9 protein-coding genes are annotated in these 20,564 nt (G+C 67.9%); 4 read left to right on the top strand and 5 right to left on the bottom strand.

Annotated elements, in window-relative coordinates; translation table 11 throughout:
- Positions 1 to 135: 135 nt before the first annotated feature.
- The 4 genes from GXY15_10295 to GXY15_10280 all read right to left on the bottom strand — a co-directional run bounded on the left by GXY15_10295 (position 136) and on the right by GXY15_10280 (position 14,633).
- Positions 136 to 2,583: a hypothetical protein gene (locus GXY15_10295; GenBank protein NLV41601.1), complete on the bottom strand. Its 2,448-nt coding sequence runs from the start codon at positions 2,581 to 2,583 to the stop codon at positions 136 to 138.
- 197 nt (positions 2,584 to 2,780) lie between these two features.
- Positions 2,781 to 5,297, bottom strand: coding sequence for a PKD domain-containing protein (locus GXY15_10290; protein NLV41600.1), 2,517 nt, complete (start codon positions 5,295 to 5,297; stop codon positions 2,781 to 2,783).
- A 159-nt stretch (positions 5,298 to 5,456) separates the two neighbouring features.
- Positions 5,457 to 6,680 carry a nucleoside permease gene (locus tag GXY15_10285; GenBank protein NLV41599.1) on the bottom strand — a complete coding sequence of 408 codons (1,224 nt, stop codon included), beginning with the start codon at positions 6,678 to 6,680 and terminating at the stop codon, positions 5,457 to 5,459.
- 261 nt (positions 6,681 to 6,941) lie between these two features.
- Positions 6,942 to 14,633, bottom strand: coding sequence for a PKD domain-containing protein (locus GXY15_10280; GenBank protein NLV41598.1), 7,692 nt, complete (start codon positions 14,631 to 14,633; stop codon positions 6,942 to 6,944).
- Positions 14,634 to 14,971: 338 nt separating this feature from the next.
- Here GXY15_10280 and GXY15_10275 point away from each other — a divergent pair, with 338 nt between their 5' ends.
- The gene (locus GXY15_10275) at positions 14,972 to 15,979 is read left to right on the top strand and encodes a twin-arginine translocation signal domain-containing protein (GenBank protein ID NLV41597.1); all 1,008 of its coding nucleotides are present in this window, start codon (positions 14,972 to 14,974) and stop codon (positions 15,977 to 15,979) included.
- Here the strand turns inward: GXY15_10275 and rmuC are convergent, their stop codons facing one another.
- On the bottom strand, positions 15,980 to 17,500 hold the full coding sequence (gene rmuC / locus GXY15_10270) for a DNA recombination protein RmuC (protein NLV41596.1): 1,521 nt from the start codon (positions 17,498 to 17,500) through the stop codon (positions 15,980 to 15,982).
- Between the two features lie 230 nt (positions 17,501 to 17,730).
- Between rmuC and GXY15_10265 the strand changes: the two genes are divergently transcribed.
- The 3 genes from GXY15_10265 to GXY15_10255 all read left to right on the top strand — a co-directional run bounded on the left by GXY15_10265 (position 17,731) and on the right by GXY15_10255 (position 20,481).
- Positions 17,731 to 18,615 carry a glycosyltransferase family 2 protein gene (locus GXY15_10265; protein ID NLV41595.1) on the top strand — a complete coding sequence of 295 codons (885 nt, stop codon included), beginning with the start codon at positions 17,731 to 17,733 and terminating at the stop codon, positions 18,613 to 18,615.
- Between the two features lie 98 nt (positions 18,616 to 18,713).
- Positions 18,714 to 19,817, top strand: coding sequence for a glycosyltransferase (locus GXY15_10260; protein ID NLV41594.1), 1,104 nt, complete (start codon positions 18,714 to 18,716; stop codon positions 19,815 to 19,817).
- A gap of 310 nt (positions 19,818 to 20,127) precedes the next feature.
- Positions 20,128 to 20,481 carry a DMT family protein gene (locus tag GXY15_10255; GenBank protein ID NLV41593.1) on the top strand — a complete coding sequence of 118 codons (354 nt, stop codon included), beginning with the start codon at positions 20,128 to 20,130 and terminating at the stop codon, positions 20,479 to 20,481.
- Positions 20,482 to 20,564: the final 83 nt, after the last annotated feature.

The raw sequence follows: 20,564 nt of genomic DNA, 5'->3' as shown, positions 1-20,564 counted from the left end.
GAAGGGCGATTATTGGGCCTCGGCACGCGGGAATGCAAGAGGGACGGGAGGGCCATCGGACCGATCGGTCGGATCGGTCGGATCGGTCAGACCTGTCGGACCTGTCCGACGGCCGGTGCGCAGGACTGCCCGCCCTCAGCCTTCGCGGGTGACGTAGAAGAAGTCGCGGGTGTCGCCGGTCTGGAGGAACCGGAGCGGGGCGCCGGCGGCGGGGGCCATGTCGCGCAGAAGGCATTCGGCGCGGGCCGCGCCGGTGGCCGGGTCGCGGGTGATGAGGGCGGTGTGGCAGAGGGAGCGGCTGTTCATGTCGAGGTGCATGGCGTAGGCGCAGTGGTAGGCCTGGAACACGCGGGCCATGGCGTTGGGCGTGGCGCCGGTGAAGTAGCCCAGCAGCAGGCGGCTGCGGCCGCCGTGCCTCTGGATGCCCATGCCCATGCGGATCGTGAGCTGCTGGCCTTCGACGTTGCCGGACCACGCGCCGCCCTTCCAGTCCTTCACGTATTCGCCGGGCACGGGGACGCCCGCGGCGTCCACCCCCTCGACCAGGGGCAGGCCGTTCTGGCGTATGTGGAGGAATTCCGTGAGGCGGCTTTCCCCGCCGGCGGGCCAGGTGAGCAGGTCGAAGCGTCCGTCCGGGAGAATGGCCGCGCTCGCCAGGCCCGGCCAGAGACGGCTCAGCACGACGCCCTGCTGCATGAAGCCGTAGTGCGTGCCGTTGTTCACCTTGCCGAAGGGGTGGGCGTTGAGCACGCCGTGCTTGCGCTTGAACCCGCCCGCGAACACCGCCACGGTGCGGTCGGCCAGCCACGGGGGCACCGCGCCCACAGGAGCCACGGGGGCCAGCGCCTTGAACCCGTCGGGGCCGGGGCCGGTCTGTTTCACCGCCCACGCGAGGGGGGACCATTCGGCGGAGGGATGCTCCGCCCCGGCGGCCCACCCGAAGCGGTGGACGTCGAGGTCGAAGGCCAGCATGTACGCCACATTCGCCATTTCGGCGGAGGCCCGGTCGGCCACGCCCGCGCCGCGCACGCGGTCGGGGTAGGATGCCAGCACCGTGTCGTCGGCCAGGGCGGGAATCATGATGCCCACGTGGACGCCGGGATGGTTCACGGCGCGGTACCAGCGGCCGCAGGCCATGGGCGCGTCGCCGGCGTCGGTGGCGATGCCGAGGGCCTTGGGCAGGTGGGTGGGCGGCGTGTCCGCGGGCTTGAGCCACGCGGCGCGGGGCGCGTCTTTGTCCTCTTCAGAGGGGGCCGCGGGGGCCGCCGCCGCGTCTCCGGCCTCGCCGCCGTCAATGAGGGCGGGTTTCATGGCGTCCACGAACCACTCGCCGAGGCGGTGCTGCCGGAGGACGTCGGTGGCCAGCTCCATTGCGGAGGCCGACCCCGGCCGGGGGGTGCGCAGCAGCACCATGCCGTCGCACAGGACATGGTACGGCGACTTGCCCTGGAGGGCGGCGGTGATCTCGGCGGAGAGGGCGGGGGTGTCCGCCAACACGCCGGGCCGGTCCGCGTTGGCGGGGTCGGGGGTCCAGAGGGCAAAACGCTTCCGCTCGCCCAGCAGTTCCAGCTCCAGGCCGCCGGACCACAGGTGCGGCGTGGGCCGCTGGCCGAGGCTCGCCTCCAGTGGAAACAACTCCAGGTGCAGGACCGAGGTCTTTCCGCCGAAGCGCGTCTCGAGCAAGTGCCACGCGCCAATGGCGGGGTTCAGGTTGACCAGTGTGGCGCGGTCGCCCCCGGCGTTCTCCAGCGTCTCCGCGCGCCGGTTCGGCTGAAGCTCCACCACGGACGCCACGGGCCCCTGCGGCATGGGTGCGGGCGTCATGCCCTTCGTGCGGGCGCGCCATTCCACCATCGCGGGGTGTTCGGCCGCGGCCGCCGGGCTCCGCTTCATGGCTGCGCGCAGCCCCCCCAGCAGCCCCTCTTTCCATTCTCCGGGCTTCTTCTCTTCGGCCCCGTCGGACGGGGCGGTGGCCTTCCCGTCCAGCAGCGCGATGACACCCCTGCCGAGGGAGGGGGACGCGTCGGGGACCGTTTCCGGCGGCGGCGCGGGGGAAGACTCCCCGGCGGCCGGAAGCACCGGCAGGGAGACGGCGGGCGACTCGGAGAGCAGAGGCGCGCCCATCTCCTGCCAGTGGCGGAGGAAGGGGTAGCCGAGCAGTGCGAACAGAAGGACGCCCGCCCCAAGCGCCAGAATTGCCAGCACGGCGGCGGCGCGCCGCAGGAGGCGGCGAACGCGGCGCGGCGGCGACGGCGCGGCGGCGGGCTCGGCAACCGGCTCCTTGCGCGCGCGGATTTGTCCGGCCAGCGCGCGCGCGCGGGGATCCCGGTGGGTCTGCCACAGCCTGCGGCACACCTCGAAGGCCTCCCCGGAACGGTTGAGCAGGACCAGCACCAGGGCGCGGTGGTAGAGGCCGTCCGGGGTGTCGGCGAGGGGTGGGGTCTCCAGCAGTTCCAGCGCGCGGGCAAACCACGCGCCGCGGATCTGTTCCAGCGCGGCGGCCAGCTCGGGGGAGGGGCGCGCCGCGTTCCCTCGGCCCGCCGCCCGCCGCGGAACAGGTTCTTTTACCGACTTGCCGCCCATGATCACACCGCCCGGAAAGAAAAGACAAAACCCCGCGTGGAGGTGAAATGTTTCGAAGACGCCGCGCCGGCGTCCAGCGGTCCCGTTCCGGACGCGCCCCGCAAGTATACGCGCCCGGGACAAAGAGGGGCAAGAGACGGCCCCCGCCGCGCGCGGCGGCGGGGGCCGGAAAAGCGTGTCTGTGCCGGCGTGATTCTCTACTTCCCCACCAGCCAGGAGGGCTTGCCCGCCGCGGCGAAGGAGGATTCGCCGCGGAGGATGACCCAGCCGTTGCCGCCCCGGGTGAGGGGCACCTGCGCCTGGGTGCGGTTCATCCGGACGATGTTCAGCGCGATGCCCTGGGTGGGGCTGACAGGAAGCTGGGAGAGCAGGGACACGGGCACGATGTGCGATCCGTCGTCCACCAGGGTGCACACCACCGACCCAGTCTCGTAGGTTTGGTCCGCCTCGTTGACGAAGCCGGCGCTCAGCATCAGCATGACGCCGTCGGCGGGCGTGGAGGCGTCCCACTGCACCAGCAGGTCCTGCGCGGGGTCAATGTCCACGAAAGAGACCAGACCGGGATGGTCGGGGTACATGTCCTGCGCCGCGGGGGACTGAAGGACAATCTGGGCGGGCGTCTGCACCGACGCAGAGAAGGGGCCGATGTCCACGCCGCCCGGCCAGCTGAAGGTCACCGTGTCCGCCCCCGCGCCGGGCAGCTCGGTCTCGGAGTCGAACACCCCGAAGTAGAAGGGCGTCAGGTCCGGCACGCCCTCCTCCGCGGGTTCATCCGCCATCACATCGGAGAGGCGCAGCATCGCGGTGACGGCGGCGTTGGCGGACATCTCTCCCGGCGCGCCCGGATCCAGCGCGCCCACATTCCCCATGATGTCCTCCATGTCCCACGCGCCGTCCTGCATGGTGCGCCGGTTGACCACGCAGGTGTCGGAGGTCACCGGGCCGGTTTCTTCCGCGTCCCCGCCCCAGGAGAAGAAGGAGGCGGAGCCAGAAAGCGCGGTTTCCCCCGCCTTGATCGGCGTCTGCCCCGTGCGGTTGACCATGTTGACAGTGAGGGTCCCCACGAGATCGCCGTCCTCCGGGTAGTCCACCGTGATGTCCGCCACGGCGCAGCCGCCCGCGCCGCAGGAGGCGGCCGGCGGCGTGGTCACGACCACCGGCGGGCGCCCGAGGACGTACACGGAGACCGGGATGTCCGCGGGTGCGGGCATGCAGTAGTCGCCGTTGGCGTCCGTCACCGCGGTGTTCCCGGTGGACGCCCGCACCCCAACCCCGGCCTGGGGGGTGCCGTCCTCGCCGAGGACGCGGCCGCTGACGCAGGAGTCAAAGGTGAGCTGGAGGCTGCCCGCGTCAACGCAGCCGCCGGTGGCGCAGGAGGCCTCCGCGTCGGGCACGGTGACGGTGGCCTCGCGGACCACCACCCGGCCGCCGGGCAGGTAGACCCGGACGGTCACGGTGGCCCCGCGCTTCACATCCACGCAGAAGCGCCCGTCGGGCCCCGTCACGCCGGAGGTGACGCCGTTGTAGGTGACGCCGGCCGCCTCCACGGGCGCGCCCGCCACGGGGGCGCCGGCCTCGTCAACGACGGTGCCGGTGACGCAGTTCTTGTCGGAAAGGGGCGCGTCGCAGTTCCACCAGGACAGGTGGGTGATGGTGGCCTGGTACACCAGCCCGCCCGCCTTGCGCGCCGAGGCGACCACCTGGCCCTCGCCCTCCTGCACCCAGAGGCCGGTGGCCTCGTTGAAGGACCAGAGCGGCACGCTCTGGCCGCCCGCGAGCGGGGTGCCGGCCGGAAGGGAAAGCTCGATGGTGGCGCTGCTGCCGGGGGCCAGGTCCAGCTCCTCGCCGTCCTGGGTCACCGTGTAGTCCGCCAGCGCGAAGGTTTCCAGCTGCACCGTGTCCCCGTCCTTTGCGGAGCCCACGGCCAGGAAGTTGCCCGGAAACGCCGCCAGATCGTCGCCGTCGGTCACGTCGAGCGGCGTGATGCTAACGTCCACGGTGCCCGCCACGGACTTGCGGCCGCTCTTGGTGACAAAGGCGTTCTCCCCGAAGGTCACCGTGTTGCTCAGGCCGTCGGCTACGGTGCCGCCCGCCGCCGCGTCCAGCGGCACCGGGTCCGCCAGCGGCTTCAGCGTCGCGTTCGCCGTGGTGATGCCGCCCGCGATGCCCGCCACCACGACGGCGTTACCGGCATGGCCCTCTTTCGAGAAGCGGACCACCATGTCCGCGGCGGGGTCGAGATCCGTGAAGGCGTAGTGCCCCGTGGAGTCCGTGGTTGCGGTGAGCGTTCCAACGTTGACCGTGGCCAGCGGAAGCGCCGCGCCTCCGGGAAGCGTCACATAGCCCATAAGGGTGGTCTTGTCCGCGGCGATGCCGGCGACGGTGATGTAGTCCGGCTTGATCATCTCCGCCCCTCGGCCGTTGTCGTGCGTCACCACCAGGCTCACCGTGTAAGTCCCGGCGGCGGTGTAGGTGTGCGAGGGGTTCTGGTCGGTGGAGGTGCCGCCGTCGCCGAAGTCCCACTCCCATTTGACGAGTTTGTTGGCCTTGCCGATGGTGGACTGGTCCGTGAACTGCACTGTCAGGGGCGCGGCCCCCTCCACCTGGTCGGCGGTGAAGTTGGGCACCGGCGTCCGCTTGCAGCCCGCAAAGGTTCCGGCAAGCGCCAGCGCGCACAGCACAAGACAAAGTTTCATCGTGTGTGAGGGTCTCATGGCCTGTTCTCCTTGTTGACCACTTAGGGGAGAATTCCCCGCAACTCACTGAAACGCCCAAGGCGCGCGCAGGGCGCCTTGGGCGTTCATTATGCCGCCCCGGGGCGGATTTGCCAAGCTATTTTGCGAATTATGAGAATGTCTGGGTGTCCGGCCCGGTCACGCCGCAGTGTCCGGGGCGTTCGCCGCAGTGTCCTCGGCGGGTATTACCTTGAAAAACACGGCGAAAAGCACTCCCGCGATCAGGGACACCACGGCGGGCACCAGCCAGACCTGGGACCAGTTGGTGACGGAATCAACCGTGTTCATGTCCATGATATACCCGGAGATTTTTGATCCCGCCCCCTGGCCCAGGCCGAAGGTAATGAGGGCGATAAAGCCCTGCGCGCTTGCCTGGATGGACTTTGGCGCCACCTTGCCCACATAGACCTGCCCTGCCGTGAAGAAGAAACCGTAGCAGAAGCCGTGAACAATGATGGCAAGGATCCACATCGCATATCCCGGGCCGGCGCCGCCCATCATCAGGAAGTAGCGCAATGACCAGGAAAGCATGCCCATGACCAGCATCCATTTCACCCCCACCTTGGCAAAGAAGTAGGCGAGCAGGGCGGTCAAAACAAACTCGGATATCTGGCCGCCGGTCATCAGCGCGGCGGGATAGGGAAGATTCTGCTGGTTGAAGAACAGGTTTCCAAGATTGATGTAGAAGGAAGTCGTGGCGCTGACAACGAGGGAGGCAAGCACAAACACCAGGAAATACCAGTCCTTCAGCAGCCCCCAGGCCTCAATGCCGAAGATGTCGCCCAGAGTGACCTTCTTGCCCGCGCCCTTGGGCGGCGTGTGGGGCAGCGCAAAGGAATACAAGCCCATGAGCAGCGAGGATGCCGCGGCAATCTGCAGGGGGATGTTGGTCTTTTCGACGTCTTTCAGGGCATAGCCTATCAGCAGGCCGACCACAATCCAGCCGCTCGTGCCGATGGCGCGAATCAGCGGAAACTCCTTTTCCGAATCCTTCATCTGGTTGAAGGCGATGGCGTTGGCCAGTGACAGCGTCGGCATGTAGCACAGGGTGTAGCCCAGGAGCACCCAGAAGAAAAGGCCGGGATCGGTGACCCTGCTCGCGGCGTACATCAGCACCGCACCGAGCAGGTGCAGGATGCCCATCAGATACTGGGCGGGAAAAAACTTGTCCGCCACCATGCCGACGAAGATGGGTGATATGACGGAGGCGATGGCCATGGTCAGGAAGGCGTTGCCGATCTGCGCCCCGTTGAACTTGAGGCCTTCTCCAAGGTAGGTGGCCAGGGTGACGCACCAGGCGCCCCAGATGAAGAACTCGAGGAACATCATCACACTGAGTTTCAATTTCGTTGCACTGTTCATTTGCAGTCTCTCCGGTTGATAAAAACACACACGGCAAACATGAGGTTGCCCGCGCCTTTCGACAGGGACCGCCCCAATTTAAGACGGCGCACGGGCGGCAACCCGGCCGCTTTCCGGCCCTCTTTGACCTCAATCCTAACAGATGCCCCGGGGGGTGTCAAGCCGCCCTTTTGGGCCGCCGCGAATGGGCCCGTTGGGTGGAAAACAAAAGAAAACGGGGCGGGACTGTTCAGTCCCGCCCCGCAGAGGATCCGGGGGTTGTCAGCGCTTCCGGCGCGCGTTCCGGGCACCGGCGAGGGCCAGCGCGCCCGCCAGGGCCGCCAAGGCCAGGCCTCCCGCGGCGGGCAGCCCCTGGGTGACGGTGATGTGCTGCTTTTTCACCACGACGTCCGCATCCTCCCCCGTGCTGACGGTGAGCATGACGGTGTACTGTCCGGCGGCCTGATAGGTGTGCCGGGGGTTGCGCTCCGTGCCCGACTTGCCGTCGCCGAAGTACCACCGCCACTCCAGGATGTCCTTGTTTGTCGACGTGGACGCGTCGGTGAAGGTCACCTCCAGAGGCAGCGGCCCGATCAGCGGAAACGCGGTGAAGTCGGCCGTCACGATGTTCTCGCTGTAAACACCCGGGAAGAGCAGGGTCTGCCCTTCCTCCAGCGTCTGCGCCAGCGGATTGGGTGCCGGGGCCGTGTAGCCTTCCAGCAGGCCCCACTGCACCGACACCTGGCCGGTGGGCGCATCCTCAAAGACCTCGTCGCCCGCGCCGACCACCACGGCGCCGTCTGCTGTGGTCATGGTCCAGGGCGCGTTGTCCGGCGTCACGTCTATCTGGACGGTGCCGGTCTGGCGGGCATAGGTGGCCGAGGCGTCGTTGATCTGGTCGCGGACGACCTCCACCACGAGGTCTGCGGGGGTGGTCCAGCCGGGCATTTCAAGAAACTTGACCGTGCGCGGGCCGTCCGCCACCGCCTCCATGCCGCCGCTGCTGCGCCACTCGCCGCCGATCACGCGCCACATGGCCCCGGCGTTCACAGCCTCCGCGGGATGCAGCGTGACCCGGAGAATCCCCTCCCCCTCGCCGATCACGGGCACGTAGGCGCCCGTGATGCGCAGCGTCTGGCCGTTGGAGAGGCTGGCGGTGAAGGGGTTGGGGTCCGGCTCCGAGTAGCTGAAGACGGCGCCCCACGTCACCGTAATGTCGCCCGTGGGGACGGAGGGAATGGTGATGTCGCCATTTCCCTGGCGCTCGACACCGTTGCCGTCCACCAGGGTCCATGGGGCGCCGGCGGGATCAACGTCTATGACCACCGTGCCCGTCTGGCGGACGTAGTTTCTGGTGAGGGTGGTGGCGGTGTCGCGCGTGAAGAACAGCGTCTCTGCGGCCGGCGCGGTCCACCCCGGCACGTCCGTGAACTCCAGTGTGCCGTCCCCGTCCGGAATGGTCTCCGTCACCCCGCTGTCCAGCCAAGGCCCGCCGTTCACCCGCCACTGGGCGCCCTGAAGCAGGGCGGTCTCGGGGGCCAGGATCATGGTGAGGTCGGCGCGCCCCTCGCCGATGATGGGCGGGTAGACGCCGTTAAAGACCGCCGACGCGTCCGGATAGAGGTAGCGGGTTTGCGTCTGCGGATTCGGGGTGGCGTAGGTGGGGAGGGGCTGCCATGTGATGGCGCAGTCCCCTGTGGGGATTCCGGTCAGCTCCGCGCCGCCGGTTCCCGTGTGCTGCACGCCGTCCCCGTCCGTCAGAATCCACGAGGCCGCTGCCGGCTCGACATAGACGCGCACTGTCCCGAGCTGCCGTGTCCACACGGGCTCAAGGTACACAAAGGCGTCCGGCATGGCGAGCTTCAGCTGCACGGGTGCGGGGGCCTGCCACAGGTTGGGGATGTGGTTGAAGCTGACGGTGTGCTGGCCCAGGATTCCGGAGGCGTTCATGCCGCTCGCGAGCCACTGCCCGTTGTCCAGGCGCCAGCGGGGCTCCTGGGCGAGCACGGCGGGCGGCTGGAAGGTGACCCGCACGCCGCCCTCGTCCGAGATGCCGGACAGGCATCCCCCGTAGGAGGTGAACTTGCTGTTCTCAAAGCCCTCCGGCAGGCCTCCGCCACGCGAGAGGCCAACCAGGCCGTAGGGGTCGTCCACGGCGAGCCAGGTGATGACAATGCGCCCGTCGAAGAACATCTCCACCTGGAAGCTGACGGTGAGGGCGATGCCCACCTTGGTGATGACGACCTTGTCGAAGGTGACCACGGCGCGGTTGGGCAGCTGCTGGAAATAGACCGTGCCGCCCTCGTCCGGCTTGAGCCCCGTGAAGTGGCCCGAGATGCGCGGCTGGCTGAAGTGGTTCTCCAGCGTGTTGTCGTGCGTGGAGTCGCCGGCCTCGAAGGTGATGTAGCCGTTCGACCCGATATACAGGGCGTCGTACTGCCGGCCGTAGAGCGAGACCTTCTGGCCGCCCGTGAGTTCCACCCTGGCAAAGGTGTCGCGCCCCAGGGGAACGACGGTTGCCCCGGATACGGGTGTCCGGAACCCCGAAACGGGGTTCTCCAGGCAGGAAACATAGAAGTTGTTTCCGAGGTTCGGCGTGAACCGGACGCGCTTGAAGTCCAGATCGTTCGTGCTCAGCGTGAACTTCTGGGTAAACCAGTCACTGGGGTTTCCGGGCGACGGCTGGCCGGTGAAGTTAAGCTCGGCCTCGGAGAACGGGAAGTTGGTGTGACTGATGGGCAGCCATTCGATCTTGTTCAGGAAATTGTTGGGGTCGTCCGCGCTGGGATACGTGTAGCCCCAGCTCCAGCTGAAGACCTTGATGCTGGCGGTGAAGTAGGGGTAGATTTTTGCCCCCAGATTCAGGGACGTGTAGTCGTTGTAGGAGGCAATCGCCGAGTACCCCTCCGGCGGCACCACAACGGGAAGCTGCTGCGCCTCCTGCGTGAAGGCGTTTCCGTCGGTCAGGGAGATGCTGTCGCAGGTGAGGCTGCCGTCGGCGATGGCGGCCACATCCAGCCCGATCATGATCGTGGGCTTGATGGGCAGCCAGCTCGGAAGCTCCGGAAGCACGCCCTGCGTGATGGCCAGGGCGATGATGTCCAGCTTCACGACATTGGTGCGGCCCGCGTCGTCGCGCACCTCCGACACGCTGTCGAGCAGCCAGTTGTTGAAGTTGTCGCGGTCGGACGCCACCAGGTTGAAGTCGGGAACGTAGGGGATGTCAATGGTGAAGGGGTCGAGGTAGTCGCCGATGAGGGGGATCCAGGAGAGGTCTGCGGCGGCCTTCAGGCTGAACTCGGCGCCGAAATAGAAGCCCCAGGTGCCCCGGGCGGGTCCCACGCCGAGGAGGTTTTCCGGCGTGAGGCTGACGATGCCGTTGACCGCCGCGTCGTAGTTGTACCCGGCGGCCGCGCGCACGCGCAGCTGGATGACGAATCCGCCCGGGTCGCCCATGCCGCCGCTGGGGATCCACCCGGTGTCAAACCCGAGGGTGTCGAGCCCCTGCTGGGGCACGACGAACTGCACCTCGCGGCTCTGTGTGTCCTCCGCCTTGTCCCCGGCCGGGGCGGCGGGCAGCGTCACGGGCTTCATGCCCTCGGGCAGGGCGCCGTAGCCCTCCTTCACGATGTTCATGGAGGGCAGGACCGGCGGGGGCAGGTCGGTGTACTCGAAGACCTGCACCATCACCCTCCGCCCGTCGTCAATGCGGATGTAGACGGGGCGCAGGGTGTCGCCGACCGGCTGCTCCCACCAGGACTCCGTGAGGATCACCTCGCCGCCGCGCAGCAGGCGCACCTCAAAGGTGGGTCCGTCCAGGCTCTTGGGGCGCTGGTAGACCATGTCCAGCCCCTTCTCCAGGGGCACGGTCACCATGGAGGATCCGTCCTTGAGCAGGTCGGACTTGGCCCCGCTGGCGGCCCACACGTCCATTTGCTCAGACTGCCGTGTCATGAACAGGGGGTTGCCCACGCCGGGCTCGCCCATGCGCACGATGTCCCGCCGGAGCGTTCCATCGGGGTTCGGGGTCCACAGCTCCACGGACCCGCGCTCGCGGGCCAGCGCCCTCAGCGCATCGTCGCCCAGGTTTCCAGACTCCGTCCGGGCCGAGTAGACCACGGCCACCTCGGCCGGGGCCGATGCCGCGAGGAAGATACCCGCCGTCAGCAGCAGTGCCGCCGCCGCGCGGCCCGCGCCGGCGCCGCGCATCCGGGCGCGGAGCGCCCCCGCGACGGCCAGCAGCGCCACGAGGCACAGCAGGGCGGCCCCGCGCGCCACGGGGAGCGCTGTCTCCAGAGAGACGGTGAACGGCTCGGATTCGCGCGTTTCCAACTCGTCCGAGACAACACAGACGTACGTCCCGACGTCGCCAGAACCGAGATCCTCGAGGGCGAAGACGGGGCCGTCTGCCTTGCCCGGCCCCAGCAGGGGTTCCAGCGCCTGGCCGTCCTTGTACCATGCGTAGGTGACCACCGAGCCGAAGGCGTTCCTAACCCCGACCTCGAGCATGACAACGCTTCCCGCGACGGCGTTCACCTCCGCCGGACTCTGCTGGTCAACAGCCAGCGGGTTGGGGTTGAGGGCAATGGTTCCCTGAATCGGCGCGGTTGTCACATTCCCCGCGCGGTCTTTGAGTTTCGCGTACACCTTTTTCCATCCCTGTCCGGGGGTGAGCGTCCAGGCCCGTTCCGGGGAGTACTGCTCCCAGGGAAGCCAAAGGGCGCCGCCATCGCTCAGACTCATTTGCGAGATCCCGCTGGAGTGCGCGCCGTCGTCCGGCACCAGCGCAAGCATCACGGAGGGGACGCGGGTGAACACCGCGCCACCGTTAATCAGCAGACTGCCGGCGGGCGCGAGGGTGTCTATGTGGAGCAGGCCCGTGCTTTGCGTGTTCCCGACATTGCCCAAGGCGTCCTCCAGCCGCACGGTCAAGGTTGCCGGACCCTCCTGGGAAACCCCGCTCTGAACCAGGTAGGAGAACTCGAAGAACATGTCCTCTGACGCGGAAAGCACCGCCGGGACGTCGTTCACCAGCACTTCGGGCTGGACGGCCAGACCATCCGGCTCATTCACACGGAACCCCATAACGACCGTCTGCCCGTGGCGGGCATATTCGGGAAACACCGTCAATCCCGACAGGGTCGGAACCGTGTTGTCTATTTTCAGCACGTCCGGGAATGTCATCACGCCGGCGTTGCCCACCGCGTCACGCGCCGAAACGACGATGGACGCATCGCCGTCCGGGTCCGTGGGCCACACGGTGTAGCGGAATTCGTACAGGCTGCCGTCCCGGCTGTGGAAGGTGGCCGTATGGGCGTTCACCGTGACAGCCGGAAGGCCGAAGACGCCGGTCAGCGGGTCTGTGACCTGGAACTGCAGCCGGACCATGTCGCCTCCGCGCGCCACCGAGGGCACCGCCTGCGCGCCGCTTATCTCGGGAGGGGTCCGGTCAATCAGCAGCGCTGTCGTGTTGACCGTCTCGCCGCTGTTCCCGAGGGTGTCGGCGGAGAAGAAAAGAAGCGTGGCCGGACCCTCGGCCACGCCGATGGGAATCGTGTGCGTCCAGTGATAGACGTCCCCGCTTCTGTGCGAGAAGGTGGCCCCACTCCCGTTGACCGTCAAGGCCGGCGTTCCGGCCACAGCGCTCATGTCCGTAACGGTGGCCTGAATGGCAACCGTTCCGCCGGTGCGAAGCTGGGAGGGGGTGGCAGTCACCCCCGCAACCAGGGGCGGGTTCGGGTCAAGGGAGAGAATTGAGCCGCTGGAAAGGGTCTGCCCGTTTCCCGCCAGGTCGGCGGCGCTGACAAGGACCACCGCCGGCCCTTCAGCAACGCCTCCCGGGACAGTGAATGACCAGGTGTAAAGATTCGCCGCCACCGCCGGCGGGGGAACAGCCAGCCCGTTCACGGTCATCTCCGGCGGGGACGCCAGCAGGAAATTGTCTGACACCACGGCAGTCAGCGTGACGGCGGTGCCGACCTTGGCCAGGGACGGAGAGGCCGTCAAGGACGAGATTTCCGGCGCCGCGTGGTCAATGTTCAGCACCGTGCTCGGCGGAGAGGCGGTGGTTGCGTTGCCGACCCGGTCCGCCGCCCACACCTCAATCACTGCCGCGCCCTGCGGCTCGGACGCGCTGACGGCGAAGGTCCATGTGTGCAGGCTTCCGTTCACTGCCGGCGGCGCAGTGACCATGTTGCCGTTCAACCGGAGTGTCGGCAGCCCGTCCAGGCCATAGTTGTCGCTGACACTGGCCGAAATGCTCACCGATGCGCCCGCGCGGGCCCACGCGACGGAGGACTGGACCGAGTGCACGGACGGCGCGGTGCGGTCAACCGTGACGAGGTCAGCCGCCGTTCCAGACACGGTGTTGCCCGCGGTGTCCTGCGCGCCGACAGTCATGACCGCGTACCCCTCCGCGGTGTCTTCCGGAATCACATAGGCCCATTCATGCCGGCTGCCCGAAACCGACGGCGGGCCGGCGTCCACTCCCGCCACCGTCAACACCGGGGGCGGGCTTGCCGACACCTGCACGTTGTCCTCCACCGTGACGCCGACCACCACCGTGTCCCCCGGTTTCACGAAGGTGTCGGAAACGGAGAAGCTGCTGAGAACGGGCGCGATGTTGTCCACCACCAGCAGATCGTTCACCGACGCCTCGGCCATGTTCCCCGAGGGGTCTGCCGCGCTGACGGAAATGGACACAGGCCCCTCCGGGGCCCCGGCGGGAACGTTCCACAGCCAGGAGTACACGTCGCCGTTCAGCACAGGGAAAGTGAGGGGAACGCCGTTGACCGTCATCTGGGGATCCGACGCCACAGACACGTTGTCTGTGATCGTGGCGCTAAGGGTGACGCTGGCCCCGTGCCGCGCCGCGCTCCGCGAACTGGTGATGTTCGTGATCACGGGATTGGTGGCGTCGGTGACCACGACGGAGATGTCCTTCGAGAAAACCTTGTTGTACCCCGCCGCGGGGTCCTCCACAGACACCCGGATCACATGGGCGGCCGCCGCCCCCGCGTCAATCTGCGACGCGTCCGCGAGCGTCACCGTGGCCGTGAGGGTGTCCCCCGCCGGGGTCAGGACAAAACGCCCCCCCGCGCTGTCCAGCAGAGACCAGACATAGGGCGGGGCGCCGTCCGGATCGCTCACGGTGAGCGTTCCCGCAACGGTTCCGTTGGGCGCCGTGTCGGACACCGTCAGGCTTCCCGCGATGTCCGTGGGCCCCTGGTTCCCCGTGGGGATCACGCAGGCCGCCATGCCGTAGTTGTCGTTGGGCGCCCAGGATAGGGACGCGCCCGACGCGGACCCCGCCCGCGTGCCGCCGCCGCCCTGGCTCCGGAGAAGGCCAAGCCAGTAGTAGGTGTCCAACCGCCACTGCTGCACATGCTCCGGCGCGCCCACGATGTTCAGGGTGGTGTCCTTGTTGACAATGGCGGACACCGCCAGCGTCCCCAGCGGGGCCTGGGTGCCGTCGAAGGTGATGGTGGCCGTGCCCGATCCGCCGCGGCTGACCAGCCGCACCGGTTTCAGCGGCGTGGCCGCGCCGGGGTCGGAGAACTGCGCCAAATCCACGCCGGAGAGAAAGAGCACCCCCGCGATCTTGTGGCGGGAGTCGTTGCTCAGGGTGACCGCGATGGTTTTGGCAACACCGACGGGGGGATTCTTGTAATACAGCAGCGCGACCCGCTCGTCCCGGTCGGGGAAGCTGCCATACCCCGTTTCGTCGGAGTCCACGATCATGTGAAACGCCACCCCGTCTATCGTGGCGGAAGAGACAGCCCGGTTGTCCCGGTTCGACACGCCAAGCACAAGAAGCTGGGTGCCCGCCGGTGCCGTGAAGTCCAGGTTTAAGGAGGAGTCGTTGTCCTCGTCCTTCGTGGAAGCCTTGTCCAGCACCTGCACGGCCGCTTCGGCGGACACTGCCAGCAGCAACGCCGCGGTGAACATCCCCAAGAAAAACCTGCCTGCACGCATCTTGACCATCCCTTCTCCCGCCGCCTTCACGGGGCGGGCCTGCCTGAAAGAATAAGAGCCTCAAACGCACGGCCCGAAACCGCACGGATAGAAACAAGCCTCCGCCCTGCCCGGGCCTGTCCACCTGTCCGGAGGACGGCATTGTCCGCCAAGGGCTCCGCCGGCCGGCACGGACCCCACGCGCGCGCCACGTCATGATTTCATGGTATTTCATCCTGTTCGAAATGTCAAGCAACCCGGCGGTCCACCGGACGTCCTTTTGCGTCCGGCAGCCTCTTCTGTGGTAGTCTCTGCGGACGGTTCCCGCCGGGCGGACCGGGCGGAAAAGGAGTTTCGGCATGGAAAAGGTTTCAAGACGCGGTTTTCTTGCAGTGACCACAACAGCGGCGGCGGCCGCCGCGCTGGGTCATCAGCCGGCAAAGGCGGCGGTGAATCCGTGGGTGTCGCGGCTGAAGGTGGCGGACCAGGCGGCGGTCAAGGTGCTGCAATTCACGGATGTGCACTTTTTCAGCGGGATCAAGAAGATGCCCACCCTGGAGAAGCAAAGGAGACAGAAGACGGTTGAGCACCTGCGGCAACTGCTTGACCTGGCGAAGCCCGACCTTTTCGTCGTGACGGGTGACCTGTGGTGCGACAACGACGGGGGGCGCGGGGCGGAGTACATGGCCTTCGCCGTGGAGCAGTTGTCAGGCATGGGCGTGCCGTGGGCCTTCACCTGGGGAAACCACGACCAGCTGGACGATTTTGCGGCGGGCCACAAGACGTTTGCGGAGGCGAAAGGCAGCCTTTACGCGGGCCGTGAATCCAACGGCAACTACGTGGTCAGCCTGGAGAGCGCCTCCGGGGAGCGTCTGGCGGAGCTGTTCTGCCTGAACACCAAGACGGGCGGCATGGACGCCGAGGCGCGCGAGTTCACCAAGTCCGCCGCGAAAACCCTGGACGCCGCCGGACCGCGCCCCCTGCGCATCGGGGCCTTCCACATCCCCGTGCGGCAGTACCAGGACATCTGGGACGACGGCTCGGCCCGGGGCATCATCGGCGAGGACGTGTGCTTTGAAGAGGAGGACCGGTCCTCCCTCCCCGTGCTGGCGGAGGCCGGGCTGAAGGCGGTCATCTGCGGCCACGACCACGTGAACGACTACTCCGCCGTCTCCGGCGGCGTGGACCTCATCTACGGCCGCGCCACCGGCGTGGGCGGCTACGGCGACGAGGTTGTCCGGAAGGGCGCGAAGCTCTACACCCTCGATCCGGCCCGCAAGGCCTACGAGTGGGTGTCGCTTCAGCTTGACGGCGTGAAATGGCGGCCCGCCCCGGACGAGCGCAGGGATGTCCGCGAGAAGGAGTGATCAGTCCGCCTCCGCGGGCCCCTCAAGAAGCTCGGGGCGCTGGATGTCGCGGGTCGTGTGGTCCACGGGGGCCAGCAGGTCCAGTTCCTTGTCCCCCGGCGCCGCGCCCAGGTCCTTGAACCGGCGCGCGGACACGAGCACGCGGGACTCCAGGGTTCCCACGGCCTTGTTATAGGCGTCCGTGGCGGAGTCTAGCCCTTTGCCCACCTTCACAAACGCGTCGGCAAGCCCGCAGATGCGCTTGTAGAGGTCCCGTCCCAAGGCGCTGATTTTTTCGGCGTTCTCCGCGAGCCGCTCCTGCCGCCAGCCGAAGGCCACCGCCTTCAGCAGGGCGATCAGCGTGGTCGGCGTTGCCAGAATCACCCGGTTCTCCACCCCCGTCTCGATCAGCGCGGGGTCCTCCTGGAGCGCCGCGCTGAAGAAGGGCTCGCCCGGCAGGAAGAGGACGACGAACTCCGGGGTGTTGGCAAACTGGCTCCAGTAGGCCTTGCCCGACAGCCGGGTCACATGGTCGCGCACCTGCCGCGCATGGGTCTGCATGTGCCCGGCCCGCGCCTCCTCCGTGTCCGCCTCAATGGCCTTGATGTAGGCGTCCAGCGACACCTTGGAGTCCACGACAATCACCTTGTCGTTGGGGAGGCGGATGACCATGTCCGGCCGCAGGGCGCCGTCCTCGGACTTCACGGTGGCCTGCTGCTCGAAGTCGCAGTACTCCAGCATGCCCGCCAGCTCCACCACGCGCTGGAGCTGGATTTCGCCCCAGCGCCCCCGGGTGATGGGGGACTTCAGGGCGCTCACCAGCCGCCCCGTCTCCGTCTGAAGCTGGCTCTGGCCCAGGGAGAGGCTTTTGACCTGCTCGGACAGCTCGGAGTAGGCCCCGGCCCGCGTCTTCTCCACCTCCTGAATCTGGGTGGTCACCTTTTCCAGAGACTCGCGGATGGGCTTCACCATCTGCTCGATGCTCTCCTGGCGCTTGGTCAGGTCGCCCTGCGCCGTCTCCTGAAACCGCTTCAGGTTCTGCTCCGCCAGCTCCAGAAAGGAGGTGCTGTTGCTTTTCAGCGCCTCGGCGGACAGGGTTTGGAAGGCGTCGGCCAGCTTCTTCCGCGCGTCTTCCAGCAGGGCCAGTTTCTCCTGCGCCGCCTTGCGCTCCTCCTCCAGCCGCGTCTCCATTTCGCGCACCCGCTCCCTAAGCAGGGTCAGCTCGTTCGTCCGCGCCACCGCCTCCCCCTCCAGTGGTGCCACACGCAGGGCTTTTTCCTCCGCTGCGGCGCGCAGGCCCGTCTCCCGGCGCAGTTCCGCCTGTGTGTCCGTGAGCTGGGTTCCAAGGCGCCCGGCCTCCTCCCGGAGCCGCGCCCAGGCCTGCTCCAACTGCGCGGCGCGCGCCTCCATGGCGGCCTTCCCGCTGAGGGCGAGGTCGCGCTCCGCAGCCAGCCGCCGCGCGCCCCCGCGCGCCAGCAGCCACCCCCCGGCCGCGGCGGCAGCCCCCCCCAGCAGGAATCCGGAAAGCACCTGAAAAATCATGGCGGTTCACCCCCGTGATGCGGTTTGGCCCCTACTCTACGTTCCCCCGGAAATGAAGTCAAGGCGGAGGCTGGGAAGTGGAGGGCACCGTGCGCCCCTGCGGGCTGCCCGCCACCCAGTCCGACGGGTCAGACCTGTCCGACTTGTCCGACCTGTCCGGCGTCCCCGGCGCCCGGGTGCTTCCTGCGGGGCGGATTTGCTACTCTGTTCGCGGAGGACACGCGCCCCCGATGAAACAGGTTGCCATACCGCCGCTTTCGGAAACCCCGCTGGTCAGCGTCATCCTGTCGAGCTACAACTACGGACGCTATCTGCCCGCGGCGCTGGACAGCGTTTTCGCGCAGACCTGGCCGCGTCTGGAGCTGATCGCCGTGGACGACGGGTCGTCGGACAACTCGCGCGCGTTGCTGGAGCGGGCGCGGCAGACGGCCCCGGTCCCCATGCGGGTGATTCTCCAGGAGCACAAAGGCCAGGGCGCGGCGTGGAACGCGGGCTTTTCCCAGGCGGAGGGCGAGGTGGTCTGCTTCCTCGACAGCGATGACGAATGGCGGGCTGAGAAGGTGGCGGAGATGGTGGCATTCATGCGCGCCGTGCCGGGGGGCGGGGTGTACCAGCACCAGCTCGACGACGGCCGGGGCCATGCCTGCCTGGGCATTTTGCGCAGCGGCGACCTGCTGGCGCAGTGGCGCGCCTGCGGCCGGGTGAACACGGCCCTGCGCCACGATCTGACGGTGTTTCATGTTCCGTCGAGCGGGCTGGCTTTTGCCCGCGCCGTGCTGGAGGAGATCTTTCCCGTGCCGGAGGCGGTGGCCGCCTCGCCGGATTCCTATGTCGCCTGGCTCGGCGCGGCCCTCGGCCCCGTCTGCTCCTGGCCGAAAACGCTGGGCACCTGGCGCAGCCACGCGGAAAACGCGGGGAAATCATCCTGTTTCAGCTACCGCGACTACTGGGTGCCCGTGGTCCTGCCGGAAATCAACCGGCGGCTCGGCGAGTGGGGGGTGCCCGTCACGTTTGCGCACCATCCCGCCGCCGTGCTGCTGGAGCCCCTGAGGCAGTTGCGCGACGCCCGGACCCGGCGCGGGCGCAAGGCGGAGGGGCTTCCGCCCTTCGGATGAAGCGCGGGTGAGAATCTGCGATAATGGTGTTTTCCCCGCGCCGGACCGGCGGGCCGGGGGACGGTGTTGTTCAACGGGCTGGACGGTTGAGGTGAGACATGAATGCGGAGCGTCCGATTCGCGTGCTTGAGGTCGTGGACTGCCTGAACGGCGGCGGCGCGCAGACCGCCCTGCTGGAGTGGATCCGCCGCCTGCCCCGCGACCGGTTCCAGGTGGACGTGGTGTCCCTCTTCGGGCCGGGGCTGCTGTCGCAGACCTTTGCCGATGCGGGCTTCCCCCCGGCGCACCTTTCCCCCTTCCGGTGGAACCCGGCGATTCCCCTGCGCCTCGCGCCGTGGCTGCGCCGCGACTACGATGTGGTTCATGCGCATCTCGTCATCTCGTCGTTCCTGTGCGAGCGCATGATGTCCACCCGCCGCCTCGGGCGGCTCATCGTCCACGTGCAGAACCCCGTCGCCGCCAGCGGCCGCTACCAGGACTGGATCGAGCGCCACGCCTACCGGCGCGCGGGCACGGTGCTGGCCTGCTCCCGCCACGTTCTCAACACCGTCGGTCTCTGCCGCAACGGCGAGGCGCTGCACAACACCATCAACATGGAGCACTTCCGCCCCTTCAACGCGGACGAGCGCGCGGTCGCCCGCGCCCGTTTCGGCCTGGCCGAAGACCAGCCCGTCTTCATTGCGGCGGGGCGGCTCGCGCCGCAGAAGAACCACGCGCTGCTGCTGGACGCCTTTGCGAGCGTCCGGGTGAAGCTGCCCCGGGCGGTGCTGCTGCTTGCGGGGGACGGGCCGCTCCGGGGCGCCCTGGACGCCCAGGCGAGGACGCTGGGCCTCGGCGGCAGCCTGCGCTTTGTGGGGTTTCAGGAGGACGTGCGGGACCTCCTCGCGGCGGGCGACGTGTATGTCCTCTCCAGCCGCTACGAGGGGCTGTCCCTGTCCCTGCTCGAGGCGATGGCCTGCGGGCTCCCCTGCGTCAGCACCTTCTACCCCGGCGCCGACGAGGCCCTGGAGAACGGCATGAACGGCCGGCTGGTCCCGCCAGACGACGTGCCCGCCTTTGCGGCGGCCCTCAAGGAACTCGGCGCCAACCCCACCGTCCGCGAGGTGCTCGGCCGCGCCGCGCGCGAATCCGTCGAGGACCGCTTTTCCGCCGCAGCCACCGCCGCCCGCCTCACCACCATCTACGAGGCGCTGTCCGCGTAGCCCCTCCCCCCCCGGCTGCTGGAAGCATCACCCCGCATGCAGCAGCATCAGTCCGAACAGGGCGATCACCACGAGCAGGCCGCCCTTCAGAAACTCGCCATGGTTGCGCATGACAACAAAGACTCCCATGCCGGCGGCCCGCCGCCGCGCGTCCTCCGTTTCTGTCCGTCCCGGCGCCGCTCCGGACGCCGGATGACAATGTAATACCGGCGTGCGGGGGAAACGTTCCCGTGCGGAAACCTGTTGTATACTACGGCCCGTCCTCCCCCGGTTTCCCCACACTTCCCCCTGCGACGGAGTCCGTTTCCCCATGGATAAGCTGCACACCATTCTGCTGCTCGCCGGATCAAACCTGTTCATGACCTATGCCTGGTACGGCCACCTGAACGACCTGAAGGGCCGCGCCCTCTTTTTCGTGGTGCTTGCGAGCTGGGGGGTGGCCTTCTTCGAATACTGCCTCCAGGTGCCCGCGAACCGCATCGGATTCCAGGTCTTCACCCTGCCGCAACTCAAGGTGCTCCAGGAGATCATCAGCATCTCCGTGTTCGCCGCGTTCTGCGTGGTCTACATGAAGCAGCCGTTCCGCATGGACTTCGTGTGGGCGTCCCTGTGCCTGGTGGGGGCCGCATACTTCATGTTCCGCGGCGGCGCGCCGGCCCACTGAGCCCCGCGCGGACTCTTGTCCGGGGACCAGGGGCGGCGCGTTCAAATTCCAAAACGCCTGTGCTACAATTGTTTTTGGAAGTC

It is taken from the genome of Candidatus Hydrogenedentota bacterium (assembly GCA_012730045.1).
GTDB lineage: Bacteria > Hydrogenedentota > Hydrogenedentia > Hydrogenedentales > CAITNO01 > JAAYBR01.
The sequence above is the reverse complement of the archived record's forward strand: the minus strand, read 5'-3'. Positions and strand labels throughout refer to the sequence as shown.